Annotated in this window: 17 protein-coding genes; 11 read left to right on the plus strand and 6 right to left on the minus strand. The window is 69.0% G+C overall.

Annotation, left to right across the window (positions count from 1 at the left end; genetic code table 11):
- Positions 1-41: 41 nt before the first annotated feature.
- Positions 42-1,646, plus strand: coding sequence for an alpha/beta hydrolase (locus J7E89_RS36275; protein ID WP_214980252.1), 1,605 nt, complete (start codon positions 42-44; stop codon positions 1,644-1,646).
- A 30-nt stretch (positions 1,647-1,676) separates the two neighbouring features.
- On the opposite strand, the gene hemQ is transcribed toward J7E89_RS36275, so the two are convergent.
- Together hemQ and hemG are read right to left on the minus strand one after the other, a co-directional pair.
- A complete protein-coding gene (hemQ, locus tag J7E89_RS36280) occupies positions 1,677-2,408 on the minus strand; it encodes a hydrogen peroxide-dependent heme synthase (protein WP_214980210.1) in 732 nt (243 codons plus the stop codon).
- 4 nt (positions 2,409-2,412) lie between these two features.
- Positions 2,413-3,942: a protoporphyrinogen oxidase gene (hemG, locus tag J7E89_RS36285; protein WP_374196971.1), complete on the minus strand. Its 1,530-nt coding sequence runs from the start codon at positions 3,940-3,942 to the stop codon at positions 2,413-2,415.
- Between the two features lie 26 nt (positions 3,943-3,968).
- Here hemG and J7E89_RS36290 point away from each other — a divergent pair, with 26 nt between their 5' ends.
- Both J7E89_RS36290 and J7E89_RS36295 read left to right on the plus strand, forming a co-directional pair.
- Positions 3,969-4,952: a DUF4349 domain-containing protein gene (locus J7E89_RS36290; protein WP_214980222.1), complete on the plus strand. Its 984-nt coding sequence runs from the start codon at positions 3,969-3,971 to the stop codon at positions 4,950-4,952.
- Positions 4,953-5,036: 84 nt separating this feature from the next.
- Complete coding sequence (locus tag J7E89_RS36295; protein WP_214980223.1) at positions 5,037-6,419, plus strand: FAD-dependent oxidoreductase; 1,383 nt, start codon at positions 5,037-5,039, stop codon at positions 6,417-6,419.
- A gap of 186 nt (positions 6,420-6,605) precedes the next feature.
- On the opposite strand, the gene hemE is transcribed toward J7E89_RS36295, so the two are convergent.
- On the minus strand, positions 6,606-7,679 hold the full coding sequence (hemE, locus tag J7E89_RS36300; protein ID WP_214980225.1) for a uroporphyrinogen decarboxylase: 1,074 nt from the start codon (positions 7,677-7,679) through the stop codon (positions 6,606-6,608).
- Between the two features lie 91 nt (positions 7,680-7,770).
- Here hemE and J7E89_RS36305 point away from each other — a divergent pair, with 91 nt between their 5' ends.
- Positions 7,771-8,454 (plus strand): DUF3000 domain-containing protein, encoded by a 684-nt coding sequence (locus J7E89_RS36305; protein WP_214980227.1) that lies wholly within the window; start codon positions 7,771-7,773, stop codon positions 8,452-8,454.
- Positions 8,455-8,685: 231 nt separating this feature from the next.
- Positions 8,686-9,348: a response regulator transcription factor gene (locus J7E89_RS36310; RefSeq protein WP_214980229.1), complete on the plus strand. Its 663-nt coding sequence runs from the start codon at positions 8,686-8,688 to the stop codon at positions 9,346-9,348.
- A gap of 77 nt (positions 9,349-9,425) precedes the next feature.
- Here J7E89_RS36310 and J7E89_RS36315 read toward each other — a convergent pair whose 3' ends face one another.
- The 3 genes from J7E89_RS36315 to J7E89_RS36325 all read right to left on the minus strand — a co-directional run bounded on the left by J7E89_RS36315 (position 9,426) and on the right by J7E89_RS36325 (position 11,687).
- Positions 9,426-9,665: a hypothetical protein gene (locus tag J7E89_RS36315; RefSeq protein ID WP_214980231.1), complete on the minus strand. Its 240-nt coding sequence runs from the start codon at positions 9,663-9,665 to the stop codon at positions 9,426-9,428.
- 209 nt (positions 9,666-9,874) lie between these two features.
- Positions 9,875-11,158: a site-specific integrase gene (locus tag J7E89_RS36320; RefSeq protein ID WP_214980233.1), complete on the minus strand. Its 1,284-nt coding sequence runs from the start codon at positions 11,156-11,158 to the stop codon at positions 9,875-9,877.
- A complete protein-coding gene (locus tag J7E89_RS36325) occupies positions 11,142-11,687 on the minus strand; it encodes a helix-turn-helix domain-containing protein (protein WP_251061565.1) in 546 nt (181 codons plus the stop codon). Before J7E89_RS36325 ends, J7E89_RS36320 begins: the two co-directional genes overlap by 17 nt.
- Before the next feature lie 47 nt (positions 11,688-11,734).
- On the opposite strand from J7E89_RS36325, the gene J7E89_RS36330 reads away from it, so the two are divergent.
- The 6 genes from J7E89_RS36330 (at position 11,735) to J7E89_RS36355 (ending at position 15,918) form a co-directional block, all read left to right on the plus strand.
- Positions 11,735-11,929 carry an AlpA family transcriptional regulator gene (locus J7E89_RS36330; protein WP_214980235.1) on the plus strand — a complete coding sequence of 65 codons (195 nt, stop codon included), beginning with the start codon at positions 11,735-11,737 and terminating at the stop codon, positions 11,927-11,929.
- A gap of 129 nt (positions 11,930-12,058) precedes the next feature.
- Complete coding sequence (locus J7E89_RS36335; protein WP_214980237.1) at positions 12,059-12,367, plus strand: hypothetical protein; 309 nt, start codon at positions 12,059-12,061, stop codon at positions 12,365-12,367.
- The gene (locus tag J7E89_RS36340) at positions 12,364-13,734 is read left to right on the plus strand and encodes an AAA family ATPase (RefSeq protein ID WP_214980239.1); all 1,371 of its coding nucleotides are present in this window, start codon (positions 12,364-12,366) and stop codon (positions 13,732-13,734) included. Before J7E89_RS36335 ends, J7E89_RS36340 begins: the two co-directional genes overlap by 4 nt.
- Positions 13,735-13,914: 180 nt before the next feature.
- Positions 13,915-14,247: a hypothetical protein gene (locus J7E89_RS36345; RefSeq protein ID WP_214980241.1), complete on the plus strand. Its 333-nt coding sequence runs from the start codon at positions 13,915-13,917 to the stop codon at positions 14,245-14,247.
- 151 nt (positions 14,248-14,398) lie between these two features.
- On the plus strand, positions 14,399-15,766 hold the full coding sequence (locus J7E89_RS36350; RefSeq protein ID WP_214980242.1) for a phage major capsid protein: 1,368 nt from the start codon (positions 14,399-14,401) through the stop codon (positions 15,764-15,766).
- Entirely contained in the window at positions 15,766-15,918 is a 153-nt protein-coding gene (locus J7E89_RS36355) for a hypothetical protein (RefSeq protein ID WP_214980244.1), read from the plus strand. The genes J7E89_RS36350 and J7E89_RS36355 overlap by 1 nt, the downstream gene beginning before the upstream one ends.
- Positions 15,919-16,368: the final 450 nt, after the last annotated feature.

Here is a 16,368-nt window from a genome sequence, read left to right on the forward strand (position 1 = left end):
CAAGTATCCCTTTTGTCATGCATCAGTACGAAGGGAACGCGATGAGAGCACTGGCGATGTACGGGACCCTGGCATCCCTCGGCTCCCTGGTCCTGACCGCCCTCGTCGCCGCCCCCGCGGGCAGCGCCGAACCCGCCGCATCCCCGGAGGCCCGCGGCACCGCGCTCGCCGCCCACCGCGCGGCCGCCGCCGGCATCACCTTCACCGTCTGCCCCAAGTCCGAGGGCCTGCCCGGACACGTCAAGTGCGGCACCGTCAAGGTCCCCCTCGACTACGCCGACCCCGGCGGCCGCCAGATCTCACTGACCGTCAGCCGCGGCCGGGCGACCGGAAAGCCCGCCGCACGGCAGGGCGCTCTCGTCTACAACCCCGGCGGCCCCGGCGCCTCCAGCATGTTCTTCCCGATGGCGGGCGTACTGCCCGAGTGGAAGCGGCTCGGCGCGGCGTACGACCTCGTCGGCTACGCCCCGCGCGGCGTCGGCCGCTCGGCCCGGCTGTCCTGCCAGAAGCCGGAGGAGTACGTCAAGGCGCCCAGCGAGGCCCCGACGCACCCTTCCTACGCGTACAAGCAGGAGCGGATCGCCCAGGCCCGGGCGTACGCCGACGGCTGTGCCCGGAAGGCGGGCAGCGCGCTGCGCCACTACACGTCGCTCAACAACGCCCGCGACCTGGACGTGCTGCGGGCGGCGCTCGGCGAGAAGAAGCTGACCTTCATGGGCGCCTCGTACGGCACCTACTTCGGCGCGCTGTACGCGACGCTCTTCCCCTCCCACGTACGCCGCATGGTCTTCGACTCGGCGGTCAATCCCGACCCCGAGCAGATCTGGTACCGCAACAACCTCGACCAGTCGCTCGCCTTCGAGGGGCGCTGGAGGGACTTCCGTACCTGGGTCGCCAAGCACGACAAGACGTACCACCTGGGCACCACGCCCGACGAGGTCCTCGCCAGCTACGAGAAGGTACGCGCCGGGCTCTCACGGAAGCCGGCGGGCGGCAAGGTGGGCCCCGGCCAGCTCCAGTCGGCGCTGCTCAGCGCCGGCTACTACGACGACTACTGGGCGATGCGCGCGACAGCGCTCTCGGAGTACCTGAAGGGCAACCCGAAGCCGCTCATCGACCAGGCCGCGCCGAAGCCCGAGGCGATGCGCGACGACGAGAACGGCAAGGCCGTCTACACCGCTATCGAGTGCAACGACGCGCCGTGGCCGACCGAGTGGTGGGTGTGGGACCGCGACAACAGCCTGCTCGCGGCGCGCGCGCCCTTCGAGACGTGGGACAACGCGTGGATGAACCTGCCGTGCGCGTACTGGAGCGCACCGCGCCAGCAGCCCCTGGACGTCGGTACGGAGCCGGGTGAGCTGCCCCCGACGCTGATCCTGGCCGCCGAGCGGGACGCGGCGACGCCGTACCCGGGCGCGCTGGAGCTGCAGCGGCGGCTGGCCGGCTCCGTGCTGGTGACGGAGCGGGACGCGGGGACGCACGGTATCGGCGGCGGCGGGAACAAATGCGTCAACGGCCACCTGGAGACGTATCTCCTGACCGGCCGGACGCCGGTGCGGCGCGCACAGTGCGCGCCGCACCGGGAGCCGAACCCGGTGTCGCTGGACAAGCGGGCAGTGGCAAAGGAGCCGGCGCCCGCCGTCTGATCTTCCGGGTCGGGGGTGGTGGGCCGCCGCTCAGGCGAGGCCCGCCACCAGGTCTGCGACCGACTTGCGCCGACCAGTGTAGAAAGGCACCTCTTCGCGTACGTACATGCGTGCCTCGGAGGCGCGCAGGTGACGCATCAGGTCGACGATGCGGTACAGCTCGTCGGCCTCGAAGGCCAGCAGCCACTCGTAGTCGCCGAGGGAGAACGACGCGACCGTGTTGGCGCGCACGTCCGGGTAGCCGCGCGCCATCTTGCCGTGGTCGGCGAGCATGCGGCGACGGTCCTCGTCGGGCAGCAGGTACCAGTCGTACGACCGTACGAAGGGGTACACCGAGACGTAGTCGCGCGGCGTCTCGTCGGCCAGGAAGGCCGGGATGTGCGACTTGTTGAACTCGGCGGGGCGGTGCAGCGCCATGTTCGACCAGACCGGCTCCAGGGCGCGGCCCAGCTTGGTGCGGCGGAAGAGGTTGTACGCCTCCTGGAGCTGGTCCGCGGTCTCCGCGTGCCACCAGATCATGACGTCGGCGTCGGCGCGCAGCCCCGACACGTCGTACGTGCCGCGCACGGTGACGTCCTTGGCGGCGAGCTGGTCGAACAGCTCCTGCACCTCGTCCGCGAAGCCGGCGCGGTCCTCGGGGAGCACATCGCGCAGCTTGAAGACAGACCACAGGGTGTAGCGGATGACGTCGTTGAGGTCCTTGGCCTTCTTGCCGGCGTTGGGGCCTCGGGGGGATGTCACAGTCTCCGGAGCATCAGTCATGTCCCTATTCTCCCGCGCCGTGATCCGTGCCCCGCGCCGGGTCCGGGGTGAGCATGATCTCGTCGGCGGCGCGCTGTCCGCTCGCGACGCACGCGGGGATGCCGACACCGTCGTACGCCGCCCCGCAGACCCGCAGTCCGGGCAGCTTGGCGACCTCGCCGCGCACGCGCGCGACCCGGTCGGGGTGGCCGACGGGGTACTGCGGCAGGCCGCCGATCCAGCGGGTGACCTCGGTGGCCACGGGCCGGGCGGTGAGGCCGGTGGCCGCACCGAGATCCCGCAGGGACACCTCCACCAGCTCGTCGTCCTCGCGGTGCAGGTGCTCTTCTTCGCCGTAACGCCCGATGGAGGTACGCAGCAGGAAAAGATCCGGAGCGGCGGCGTCCACCCACCCCCACTTGCGCGTCGAGAAGGTCGACGCCTTGATGGTGCGCCCGTCCACCGGCGGCACGAGGAACCCCGACCCCTCCGGCAGCCCCTCCGCGTCCCGGCGCCGGAAGGCCATGGTGACCAGCGCCATCGACGCGTACTCGACGGCGCCCAGCTCGGCGGCCGCGGCGGGCGACTCGGCGGCGAGCAGCGCCGAGGCGGCCCAGGCGGGGGCCGCGAGGACGACGGACTCGGCCTCGATCACCCGCTCGTCGGTACGCACCCGCCAGCCGTCGGCGCCGCGCGTCAGGCCGAGCACCGGGGTGCGGAGCAGGACCTCACCGCCCTGGGCGCGCACGGCGTCGGCGACGGCGTCGGGCAGGGTGCCGATGCCCCCCTCGATCCCCATGAAGACAGGCCCGGTCTGCTGCTTCTCGGCCGCCCGCCGCTGAATCTCCCGTACGCCGTCGAGGAGCGAGTCGTACGTCCGAGCCGCCTCGAAGAGCTGCGGTACGGCGGCCCGCATCGACGTCCGGTACACATCACCGGCGTACACGCCGCCCAGCAGCGGTTCCACCAGCCGGTCGACGACCTCGCGGCCGAGACGGGCCGCGACGTACTCGCCGATCGCGATGTCGTCACCGACCTCGGTGCGCGCCAGCTCGTGGTCCTGCCGCATGCGCGCGAGGCCGTCGGCGGAGAGGACGCCGCCGAGCACCGCCGGGTCGCTGGGTACGCCCATCACGTGGCCCTTGGGCATCGGCGTGAGCGCGCCCCGGTTCCACAGCGACGCGGTGGCGGTGGCGGGCGGCTGGAGCCGGTCGCCGAGCCCCACCTCGCGCGCCAGGGCGACCGCCTCGGGCCGCCGGGCGAGCATCGATTCGGCGCCCAGATCGACGGGCGCGCCCGCGATCTCGCCCGCCAGGAGCTTGCCGCCGAGCCGGTCGGTCGCTTCCAGCAGGGTGACGCGCGCGCCGGCGCCGACGAGCCGGTGCGCGGCGGCGAGTCCGGAGATGCCGCCGCCGATGACAACGACATGACCCGTACGAGATTCCACGTTCATGGGGTCCACTCTCTCAAACCCGGAACGAGTCCTGACCGTGACCGCTTCGGGACCGGAAAACGGCAACCCTCTCCCCCGCCCCGCACGTCGAACCGGCAACACCCACCACGACGTTCGGGGGAGCCGACATGCGTGCAGCACGTAAGTCCGGGCACCGTTCCACCAAGGCCCTCGCGGCCGCTCTGCTCACCGCGTCGCTCGCGATCGGCGGATGCGGCGCGAACGACACCGGGGCCACCAGCGACAGCGCCCAGGGCGCGGCGGCCGACTCCAAGGGCGGAGCGCAGGAGAAGAGGGCGCCCGGCAGCGTCGCCGACGCGGATTCGGGGAGCGGGGCACAGAAACCCGCCGATTCGGCCGGGGCGAAGAAGCCACCGGTCAGCAAGACCCACGTCATCCGTACCGCGACGCTCAGCGTCGAGGTCGACAACGCCACGAAGGCGCTCGCCACGGCCCGTACGGTGGCCGAGAACGCCGGGGGCATCGTCGGGAACGAGACCACCGAGCTGATCGACGACAGCCACGTCTACTCCCGCATCGTGCTGCGCGTCCCGCAGGAGGAGTACGACGCCGTGCTGAAGGAGCTCGCCGGCACCGGCAAGCTCCTCAACCGCAAGGCCGACGCCAAGGACGTCACCGACCAGGTGGTGGACGTCGACAGCCGCATCAAGTCGCAGCGGACCAGCGTCGCGCGGGTCCGGGACATGATGGACCGGGCCACCGAGATCAGCGATGTGGTCATGCTGGAAGGCGAGCTGAGCACCCGTCAGACCGAGCTGGAGGCGCTCCTCGCGCAGCAGGCGTCGCTGAAGGACCGTACGACCATGGCGACCATCACCCTCGAACTCTCCGAGCCCGAGGCGAAGGAGAGCGCCAAGGAGGACGACGATCCCGGTTTCCTGGACGCGCTCGGGGGCGGCTGGGACGCGTTCGTCACCACGCTGAAGTGGGTCGCGATGGCGCTCGGCGCGGTGGCCCCGTTCGCCGCCGCGATCGCGCTGCTGTACGTGCTGTGGCGGCTGCTGCGCGGCCGTCTGCCGCAGCGCCCGGCACCGGCGCTCGCGGCGCCGGTCGTCCCGCATCCCGCGGAGCGGCCGGAGGAAGCGAAGTAACCCTGCCTCCTTCCCGACCGTCGCGGACGTAGCGTGTCTTCCGGTTGTACGGATGTGCGGATGTACGGGCTGAGAGGACACGCCATGGCAGCGGCGGAACGACTGGTGGTCATCGGCGGCGATGCGGCGGGCATGTCCGCCGCATCGCAGGCCCGCAGGCTGAAGGGCCCGGACGAGCTGGAGATCGTCGCCTTCGAGCGCAGTCACTTCACGTCGTACTCGGCCTGCGGCATCCCGTACTGGGTCGGCGGAGCCGTCCCCCAGCGGGACGAACTCATCGCCCGTACGCCCGAGGAGCACCTCGCGCGCGACATCGGCCTGCGGATCCGCACCGAGGTCACCGAGATCGACGTGGCGGGCGGCCGGGTCCGCGCCCGCGACCTCGAATCGGGCGCCGAGTCGTGGACCGGCTTCGACAAACTGGTCGTGGCGACCGGCGCCCGGCCGGTACGCCCGGCGCTGCCGGGGATGGACGCGCCGGGGGTGCACGGCGTACAGACCCTCGACGACGGCCAGGCGCTCATCGACACGCTGGAGCGGACGAAGAGGCGGCGGGCGGTCGTCGTCGGGGCGGGTTACATCGGCGTGGAGATGGCGGAGGCGCTGGTCGGTCGCGGGTACGAGGTGACCGTCCTGAACCGGGGCGAGCAGCCGATGGCGACCCTCGACCCGGACATGGGGCGCCTGGTCCACGAGGCGATGAACGGCATGGGCATCAGGACCGTCTCCGGGGCCGAGGTGACCAAGATCCTCACGGGCGAGGACGGCCGCGTGACGGCGGTGGCCACGGACGAGGACACCTATCCGGCGGACGTGGTCGTCCTCGGCATCGGCGTCGAACCGGAGACGACTCTCGCGCGGGACGCGGGCCTGCCGGTCGGGTCGTACGGCGGCCTGGTCACCGACCTGTCGATGCGGGTGGCGGGCCACGACAACATCTGGGCCGGCGGCGACTGCGTCGAGGTGCTCGACCTCGTGTCGGGCCGCCGGCGCCACATCGCGCTGGGCACGCACGCGAACAAGCACGGGCAGGTGATCGGTTCGAACGTCGGGGGCGGTTACGCGACGTTCCCGGGTGTCGTCGGTACGGCGGTCAGCAAGGTCTGCGACCTGGAGATCGCGCGGACGGGTCTGCGGGAGAAGGACGCGCGGGCGGAGGGCCTGCAGTTCGTGACGGCGACGATCGAGTCGACGAGCCGTGCGGGGTATTACCCCGGGGCGTCGCCGATGACGGTGAAGATGACGGCGGAGCGTCGTACGGGCCGGCTGCTCGGCGTCCAGATCGTGGGCCGGGAGGGGGCGGGTAAGCGGGTGGACATCGCGGCGGTGGCTCTCCACGCCCGCATGACGGTGGAACAGATGACGGCCCTGGACCTGGGCTACGCGCCGCCGTTCTCCCCGGTGTGGGATCCGGTGCTGGTGGCGGCGCGCAAGGCGGTGGCGGCCGTGCGGGCGGGGGGTGCGTAGGGAGCGGTCGCCTGCGGCGGGCTTTTCCCCTATCCGCCCCTTCCCGAACTGGGGAAAGTCCCAGACTCCGGACGGCCTGGATATGCTCCCGCACCCGTCCAGCCCCTCCGGCGTTCGAGGAGCTTCGAGGAGCGGGGCCTGGGGCGGAGCCCCAGCTACCCCCGGCCCGCCGCAGGGCGCCAACGGCTAGCGCGCCGCCGTGCGCGTGTGGACATACTCCGTCAGGCGGGTCAGCGCGTCGGGGTCGGTCGTCGGCAGGACACCATGACCCAGGTTGAAGATGTGGCCCTCAAGACCCGCCGCCGCATCCAGCACTTCATCCGTCTTCGCCATCACCGCGTCCGGCGTCGAGAAGAGCACCGCTGGGTCGAGGTTGCCCTGAAGCGCCTTGCCGGGACCGACCCGCCGCGCCGCCTCGTCCATCGGCACGCGCCAGTCGACGCCGACGACATCCGCGCCGGCCTCGCCCATCAGCCCGAGCAGCTCGCCCGTACCCACACCGAAGTGGATGCGCGGTACGCCGTACGACGACACCGCGTCGAAGACCTTCGCGGAGGCGGGCATCACCGAGCGCGTGTAGTCAACGGGGGCGATCGCGCCGACCCAGGAGTCGAAGAGCTGCACGGCGGACGCGCCGGCCTCGATCTGCACCTTCAGGAAGGCTCCGGTGATCTCCGCGAGCCGGTCCAGGAGATCCGCCCACAGCTGCGGGTCGCCGTACATCAGCGCCTTGGTGTGCTCGTGATTGCGCGAAGGACCGCCCTCTACGAGGTAACTCGCGAGAGTGAAAGGCGCGCCCGCAAATCCGATCAGCGGAGTGGCCCCGAGCTCACCCGTGAGCATCCCGATCGCCTCGGTGACGTACGTGACGTCGTCCGGCGTGAGGTCCCGCAGCCGGGCCAGGTCGGCCCGCGTACGGATCGGCTCCGCGATGACCGGACCGACCCCGGGCTTGATGTCCAGGTCGATACCGATCGCCTTCAGCGGCACCACGATGTCACTGAAGAAGATCGCCGCGTCGACGCCGTGACGGCGTACAGGCTGCAGCGTGATCTCGGTGACCAGCTCGGGCCGCATGCACGACTCAAGCATCGGAATGCCCTCGCGCACCTTCAGGTACTCCGGCAGCGAGCGCCCCGCCTGTCGCATGAACCAGACCGGCGTGTGCGGCACCGGCTCGCGCCTGCACGCCTTGAGGAAGACCGAATCGTACGTCTGGCTCTGCGGGCTGCCCTCGGGGCGGCGGTCATTGGCACTCACGCCCCAAATCTTCGCACGCGGGCCGAAGCGGTTGTCGCGGGGCGGGTGTCCTTCCCTGCGCGAGGCTCACGTTCCGCCTACTCTTCCCCGCATGGCTCCGGCGCAGGGACGACTTTCGGATGATGCTGACGACAGGAGCGGCGCGGAGAACAACTCCGCCCCGCCCGCCTTCCGCCAGGCGGTCGAGGCCCTGTGCTCGGCGCGCCTGCGCCCCGAGGTGGAGGTGGACCCGACCCGCCCGCCCCAGCGACTCGCGCCGTACGCGTACGCGCTGGAGGCAGCGGTCGTGCAGGGCGACGAGGATCTGGCGGACGGGCGGCTGGTACTGCTGCACGACCCGGCGGGCCACGACGCCTGGCACGGCACCTTCCGGCTGGTGACGCTCGTACGGGCGGAACTGGAGCCGGAGATGGCGGCCGACCCGCTGCTTCCCGAGGTGAGCTGGTCGTGGCTGACGGGCGCGCTGGAGGCGCGCGGTCTGTCGTACGCCGAGGCGAGCGGCACGGTGACCCGGGCCGGTTCGCACTACTTCGGCGGCCTGGCCGACCGCAGGCCTGCCACGCAGATCGAGATCAGGGCGTCGTGGACGCCCCGCGAGGGGCGCGGCGGGGTGCCGGACACGGCGGCGCATCTGGCGGCCTGGTGCGATCTGCTGGCGCAGATCGCCGGGCTGCCTCCGGAACCCGGCCACGGGCCGGGTTCCGTGGACGCCGGCGCCGGCGCAGGTGCCGGTGTGGTGTCGCTGCCGCAGCGGCGGGGCCCGCAGGCGCCTTAGCAGGCAACGCAGGGGGCGCGCCGAGGAGGCGCGCCCTCTTTCGTGTGCACGGCCCGGCAATTCTTCACATGATCGATCACGTGTCCGAATTGCCCGAATTGTTACTCACCAAATCGTGATCTTTCCCTAAAGGAGAGCGGCGCTGCTGCCGAAGAGGTCAATGACCCTTCAGCACGGTTCCCCGGCTACTTCCCCGAGCCGGCGGATTCCGCCACTCCCCCAGGAGGCCTGGTGTCCGTTCTCCTCGAGCAGCCCGCAAGCCTGGTCGCCTACCGCCCAAACAAGCCGACGGCCATGGTCGTCGTGGCCGACCCACGCGTCCGCTCCACCGTCACCCGCCATCTGTGGGCCCTTGGAGTACGTGACGTCATCGAGGCGTCGTCCATCGCGGAGGCACGCCCCCGCGTCGGCAGCCCGCGCGACATCTGCGTTGCCGACGTCCACCTGCCCGACGGTTCCGGGCTGACCCTGCTGTCCGAAACCCGCGCCGCGGGCTGGCCCAACGGGCTCGCCCTCTCCGCCGCCGACGACATCGGCGCCGTACGCAATGCCCTCGCGGGCGGCGTCAAGGGCTACGTCGTCACCGGTACGCGCAACAACATCGGGCACCCCGCCCGCCCCGGCGCCGCCCCCATCGGCGCCGCGGCCGCACGAATGCACCGCCGCCCCCCGGGCGCCCCGAGCCACCCGGGCGGTTACCGAGAGCTCTCCGGCCGTGAGGTCGAGGTGCTCAGGCTGGTCGCGGAAGGCCAGTCGAACAAGGCGATCGGCGTCTCGATGGGGCTCTCCGCCCTGACGGTCAAGAGCCACCTCGCCCGCATCGCGCGCAAGCTCGGCACGGGCGACCGTGCCGGAATGGTCGCGGTGGCCCTGCGCACCGGAATCATCCACTGACCGGTGTACACCCCTCTTGCGCCCGTCGACGGAACGTTCCGTCGACGGGCGCTGTCCATTCACGCGCAGGCTCGGTGTCAGGCTCCGGGTTCACTGCCCTCGAAGCTCGGCTCGGGTCGCGCGGCGCCGCCCCACGTCGGCGGGGCGAGGCAGGCGCCGACCTCCAGAAGCCCGTCGACCAGGAACTCCGGTGGATGCTCGCGCCTGATCTGATCCACGGTCTGCTCATCACCCGAGATCCTCGCGTTGAGCAGGAGCAAGGCTGCGTAGACGTGGTCTTCCCGGCGGCTCAGACCAGTGGGATGCATGCGCTTCATGACGATCATCCTCGTTGGCGGATACAGCTCCATTGTGGAACCGGGCGCCAGGAACGGCACATTCGGGGCACCCCTCGGCCGAGCCCGCCGAGGCTGGTTTCAGCAGGTCACCCGCAGTTTCGAGCACGAGTGCAGGTCAGGCGTTCGCTCGTACAGATACCCTTTATCCGTCCTGAGTGGGATCCGCACGGCTCCGACCTGCGAAGCAGTCATCCCGCCTTTCTCTCCGGGCACATCGGGGGCACATCTCCCAGGGCCGCCTCCACGGCCGCCCGGGTCGTGTCCTCGTCGTCCAGCCACATGTGGCAGTAGGTGTCGAGCGTGATGCTCGGCTTGGAGTGGCCCAGTCGCTTCTGCACGGTCTTCACCGACTCCCGGTGCTTGATCAGCAGACTGGCGTAGTAGTGGCGAAGGTCATGCAGGGTCGTCCCAGCAGGCACCCGCACGCCGCTCCCGGCAGCCTCCAGGGCGGCGTTCGCCTCCCCAACGATGGCTGACCATGTCCGGGCCCAGGGTGAGCGCTGGAAGGGGCGCCCAGCGGCATTCGGGAAGAGCAACCGCGCCTTGCGCTGCACCGGTCTGCGCGAGTCCCTACGGTCCCAGACCTCAACTTCCACCGCTGGACAGTGAGCGAGGTACATCGCCACCGCCTCAACAGCCGCTTTGGCCAGGGGCACCGTGCGCGTCGCCTCGTGCGTCTTGGGCGGGCCAAGGTAGACACCCTCAGCCCCCTTGCCGGTTACACACACGAGCTGCTGCTGAACCCGCACCTCACGGCGAAGAAAGTCGATGTGACCCACTTCCAGGCCGAACAGCTCCCCCTGCCTCATGCCGGAAGCCGCTGCCAGCAGAACCAGAGCCCGTTCCCTCATGGTCGGCGCAGCCTCAATGAGCGCCCGCACCGCCACATCACTGGGCGGCACAACCTCGGCACGGCGACGGGAGGGAAGTTTCACGCCGTCACACGGCGACGACCGGATGACCCCGTCCAGCACTGCCGAACGCATGACGGTCACGATGATCGCGTAGGTGTTGCGCAAGCTCACTGGAGCAAGCACGGACGACCGGCCCTTAATCCAAGCCTGCATCTCGGACGGGCGGATCTGAGCGATCGGGCGGTCCCCGATCGACGGATACACGTGCGTCTCCAGCCGCTGCCGGACACTGGCCGCCGTCGACGGGCGGTGCACGGCAGAGGCTCGCCAGCGCTCGGCGGCGGCGCGGAACGTCTCCTGGCCGGCTTTGCGATCAACGAACTCGCCCCGGTTCAGATCCGTCTCAACCGCAGCGGCACGGGCATCGGCGTCCGGCTTCCGAGCGAAGTTCTCCTTCTTCTGCTGCCCCTTCACGTCGCGGTACCGGACCTGCCACCGCGTCCCCTTGCCATGGTCGGCACTGGGCACCAGCGTCCGGGCCTTGCTGTTGTGCTCGGCGCAGGGCGTCGCATCCCTCTTGGGCCGCGCCAGATGCCACCGGTCAACCACTGCTGCCATCGTCCTCATCTCCAACAATCTCAGTAGTTGTGGCCGGTTGACTGAAGACGATCCGGTCGATCATTTCCTTAATCATTTCCTTTGTCATGTACGGATGATTAGCAGCCAACCACTGGAAATGCCCGGCCCCTTCGATTCCGTCAACGACGAGTGGGTCGTCGCCGTGCATCCAGCGCCAGGCACCCCCCCATCCATAGGCCCTGAGTCGCGGGGTCAGCATCACCGAGCCGCCGGGGTCAGCGGCGGGCAGCATCAACGTGACAGGCGACACATCTAGCGCTGCGGCAAGTGCGACCAGCTCGTCAACGGTGACCCGTCGTCCCTGCTTCTCAATCTTCGTGATCGTCGATGCCGACATAGGCACCCCCAACCTCTTAACGTCAGCGGCCAATTGCGCTGTCGTCTTTCGTCGCATAGCCCGCAGGTCGGCCAGATTTCGCGCCACCTGCATGCCGATCGGCCCCGACTCGCTGTACCGCTTCGGTTCTGCCACAGAAGCAGAATACTGGACGGTCTTGGCAAACAGCAAGCTTTAGTGGCAACCTCATTCAAAGCGGACTAACGAGGAGGATCTGGATGGCGGCACCGCGAAGCCTGGCCACGCCCGACGAGGTGGCCATGTTCCTTGGACTTCCGACTCAGACGCTCGCCCAGTGGCGCTATCTGGCGAAGGGGCCCCGTTCGATCAAGGTCGGGCGCCACGTCCGTTATCGCTGGACCGATGTGGAGCGGTGGCTCGACCGGAACGCGCGCGGTGACGCCGCCGCATGAGAGCCGCGTGGAGATCCACATAAGTGATCGCAAGGATGTTCAGCATGACGAACAAAGGCGATCTTGACCGGATGAAGCCCCCGGAACCCGCGACGGAGGCGCGCCCAGAGACGGAGACGACACCACCGCATGGACGACAACAACGAGCGCCCCCGCCGCCGACACGACGGTGAGGCCAAGTACAGCCCTTCCCCCGTCGTCATTTCGGCGGTGGGGGCGGCTCGCGTGACCACTGAGCTGGACCACTTGGACATCGCCTGGATTTTCCTCTGCCCGTTCTGTGCGTGTTGGGTGGTGACCAGCTTGTTCGGCACGGGCACGCTCCTTCCCTGCCCGCGCTGCTGGCGGCTCTTCCGGACGGCCCGGGTCGACTACAAGACGGCCAGCACGGCCCTGTGGGGGTCTGTGCCGCCCCCCGGACCGAGGGCGGCGACGTGACGACGACCTTCAGCCAGCCCGCACCGTCGGGGGAGGTCGTACCCGAGAACGTCCTCTATCACCTCGCGGCCTATGCGGTGACCCTGGACAACGCCGGACTCCGACAGGTGCGGGACAGCCTCCCGGGCGGTGAGCGTGGCAGGTACGACGAGATCCTCGCCGCCACGACGCGTGTGGGCGCTGCCGGGGAAGCCGAGTTGGAGCGGCGGCTCATGAAGCAAGGGCGGATGCAGCGTCGGGTCAATCGGAGCCTCGACGCCGAAGACGCCGCCGCCAACGGCCGAGCCGGGTCCTGGAACCAGATCGGTCACGACGAAGCCCTTGCAGCGGCGGAGCAGCCCGCCATGACCACGGTGGGGCGCCTCGTTGGTGACCTGCCGCTGTGCCTGTTCTACGCCGGCAAGATCAACGGCGTCCACGCCGAGTCGGAGGCTGGCAAAAGCTGGCTCACACTCCTGTGTGCCGCCCAAGAGGTCTCGGCCGGACAACACGTGCTGTACCTGGACTTCGAGGACGACGCGGGATCGGTGTACCGGCGGCTGAAGCTGCTCGGTGCCGCCGAGGACGCCGTTCGGCAGTTCTTCCACTACGTGTCGCCCACCGGACCGCTCACCGATGCGGAGCGGGAGACGTTCGGTGCGCTGGTCGGCCTGCGAGGCACGCTGGCCGTGGTGGACGGCGTCACCGAGGCCATGGCGCTGGAAGGACTTACAGGGCGAGACGAAGCCGATGTGGCCGCATGGCATGCCCGCGTGACCAAGCAGCTCGCCGCCGCCGGGTGGGCGGTCATCACCATCGACCACATCCCGCACGGCGAGAAGCGGGCCATCGGAAGCCAGCACAAGCGGTCGGCCATCACCGGCGCGTCCTACCTGCTGGAGGCCGTCCAGCCCATCGCACCCGGGTTGCGTGGCGTGAGTCGGCTCCGTGTCGACAAGGACCGGGGCGGCTGGGTACGCGGTCACGCCGCGCCCGGGAAGCGTCCCCAGTGGTTCGCGGACATCGTCCTCGACTTCAGCGCGGGGAGCGTCCCCAACGCAGCCCTCTTCGCGGCGAAGCCGAAGGAGCAGGCGGAGGAGGAGGCGTTCACCTCTGCGCCGCCCAAGGCGCTCTGCGAGGCGGTCCTCGCCTTCGTCGAGGCCAACCCGGGCTGCGGGACCACGTCCATCCGGTCGGGCGTCAAGGGAGCCAACGACGCCATCGCGTGGGCCGTGGAATGGCTCATCTCCCGCAACCACCTGACCAAGGAGCGGGAGGGGCAGAAGGTCGCCCACGGCCTCGGGACTGTTCCTTTCGACCAGGAGACGGTGACCCTGTCCGCTTGTCCGAACCCTGTCCGCAGCTCGTCCCCGGACAGCGTCGGATGACCCGCTGAACCCTGTCCGCCTGTCCCCGTTCTATGGGACAGGACAGGGGACAGGGTCTCGGCAACCGAAAGCCATCACCGAAAGGGGAAGTTGTCGATCACTGGGCGGGCACGACCCGAGCTGCGCAATAACCGTGCGGCCGAAAGTGAAGATCAAAACACATGCACTAAGGAGAGAGTCGTGACCAACGAATTCAATCTTCCGGAAGATGAGTTTCCGGTACCGGTGGAAATCCTCCAGATGGCCGAAGAGACGATTGATGACCCCTCTGACCGGAGGCGGTTTCGTGCGGCCTACGAGGAGCGCGTGAGCCTGGTTGACGACGCCCGAATCTTTGCGGAGCGGGGCGTGCGTCGCGCTGCTTACGTGGAAAAGCCGTGGGCCGAACAGTTTCTCTGTGAGGGTAGGCGCCTCATGAAGCAGCAGGACCCGACGGGTGAGGCGTGGTGGTTTATCGCCCAGTACCGGATGAAGGAACGCGGAGATGATATTGTTACGGAATGCGGACATTAGTTCGGGCCCATTTCGGGTACAATTCGAATATCTCCGTATCGGAGGGAGTCGCCGCGAACGCTCATGGTGCGGAAGCGGCGACTCTCCTTCGGAGGGGATGAACCGGCTCAACGGGCCTGGTCGGCTTTCCGGCCCGTTAAACCGCGCAGTCGTGGCTGCGGAAAACCGGCGGATTAGGTCGTGGTCCGTCCCCGGAGCAAAAGCCTTCATCGTTAATGCTCCGAAAAGGATCACGATCATGGACGTATACTTCCCGGCCTTGGAAGCAGCCAAGGCTGAGCTGAAGCGCATCATCGACGAAGCTGGACCCGATGGCGATCTCCGTCGGGTCAAGTGCATCGACGGCACCATCGCCGACAAGCTGGCCCGCATCCGTGCGCTCAACTCCCAGGTCGATTCCCTGAAGGCCACCGAGGCCGCCGCGTCGGGCGTGTACGGGTACGAGTCCGGCGACGGCGCACGCCTGGTCAGCGGCACCCTGTACAGGGATCAGGGCGCTGGCCTCCAGGGCGCGCTCACCCTCACCAAGGGCCAATCCGTCAGCCGCTGGATGAAGAGCAACGGGCACAGCGACCCGGACACCGAGAACCTCAGCTTCGACCGGTACGTGAAGGGGCTCGTGACCGGCAATTGGAAGGGGGCCGACGCCGAGCGGAAGGCGATGAACGAGGGCACCCTGACGGCGGGCGGACACGTGGTGCCGACGCCGCTCGCGGGGTCGATCATCGACATGGCCCGCAGTCAGATGCGGGTGGCGCAGGCAGGGGCGACCTTCGTCCCCATGACCTCGTCGACGTTGAAGGTGCCCCGGCTGACCGCCGAGGGAACCCCGGCATGGCGGAACGAAAACGCCGCGATCACGGACACCGACCTTGCGTTCGACGCCGTCACCTTCCAGGCCCGCTCCATGGCGCGGATGGTCAAGCTCTCCCGGGAGCTGTTCGAGGACTCCGACCCCTCCGCCGAAGGCATCATCGCCCACAGCTTCGCTCAGCAGATCGCCCTGGAACTTGACCGCGTCGCTCTGCGCGGCTCTGGCACCGCACCCGAGCCCAGGGGCGTGCTCAACGCGCCGGGTATCACCATCACGACGCACGGCGCGAACGGTGCGGCGATCGCCAATTACGACTGGTGGCTGGACGCGGTGGGCACGATTCGCAACAACAACTTCGAGCCCAACGCGCAGATCCAGGCACCGCGTTCCGAGACGTCGCTGTCGAAGCTGAAGGATGCTCAGAACGCGTACCTGGCCCCTCCGGCAGCGCTGGCCAATATCCCGAGGCTGAACACGAAGCAGGTGCCGACGAGTCTCGCGGTCGGTACGAGCACGGACTGCTCCGAGATCTACACCGCCGACTGGCGGATGCTCGGCATCGGTTTCCGTACCGGCTTCCAGTTGGAGTTTCTGCGAGAGCGGTACGCGGACAACCTCCAAGTAGCGTTCCTGGCTCACCTGCGGGCAGACGTGCAGCTCTTCCAGCCGACCGCGTTCGTGGTTGACACCGGGGTGCGTGCGTGATGGGCAGCTTCGAGGTGCTGGTCGACATCGCCCACTACAACGCCGAGGCCGGCGAATCGGCGTGGCACGAACTGGCCGAGGGGGAGCGCCGCGAAGGCATCCCGGTCAACATGTGGCGGGCGCTGCCGGACAGCGACGCTGACGGCGACTGAAAGGACCACCGATCACCCCAACGATGGGCCGCCTCCCGGCCCCCGGGGGTGTTCGGTGAAAAGAAGCCCCTGACTGTCGTGGATCTGGGTCTTCTGAGGAAAAGGGTCTGACGGTCCCATGGCTCGCCGTCAGACCCTTTTCTGTTGCCTTCACACCCTGACACGGAAGTAGTTGCAAGATCTTTTGTACCACCAGTAGCGACTACGCTTCAGGCTGAACGCAAGCAAAGATCAACAGTCGACATTGCAGTGAATGCGCTCACCTTGAACTATTCCTTATTGATCTTGATTGGTTCGTTGTTGATGTTGCCTTACCACTGCCCTCACCCAGCCCACATCCACCACCCCACGCCCCACCACTGACAACACCCACCACCCACCCATGCCGACTGTCCGCTGTCCAGTGTCCAAGCCCATGCCCATGTGTGCCCCATGCCCATGCCCATGCCC

The sequence above is a fragment of the Streptomyces sp. ISL-100 genome (genome assembly GCF_018614615.1).
Taxonomy (GTDB): domain Bacteria; phylum Actinomycetota; class Actinomycetes; order Streptomycetales; family Streptomycetaceae; genus Streptomyces.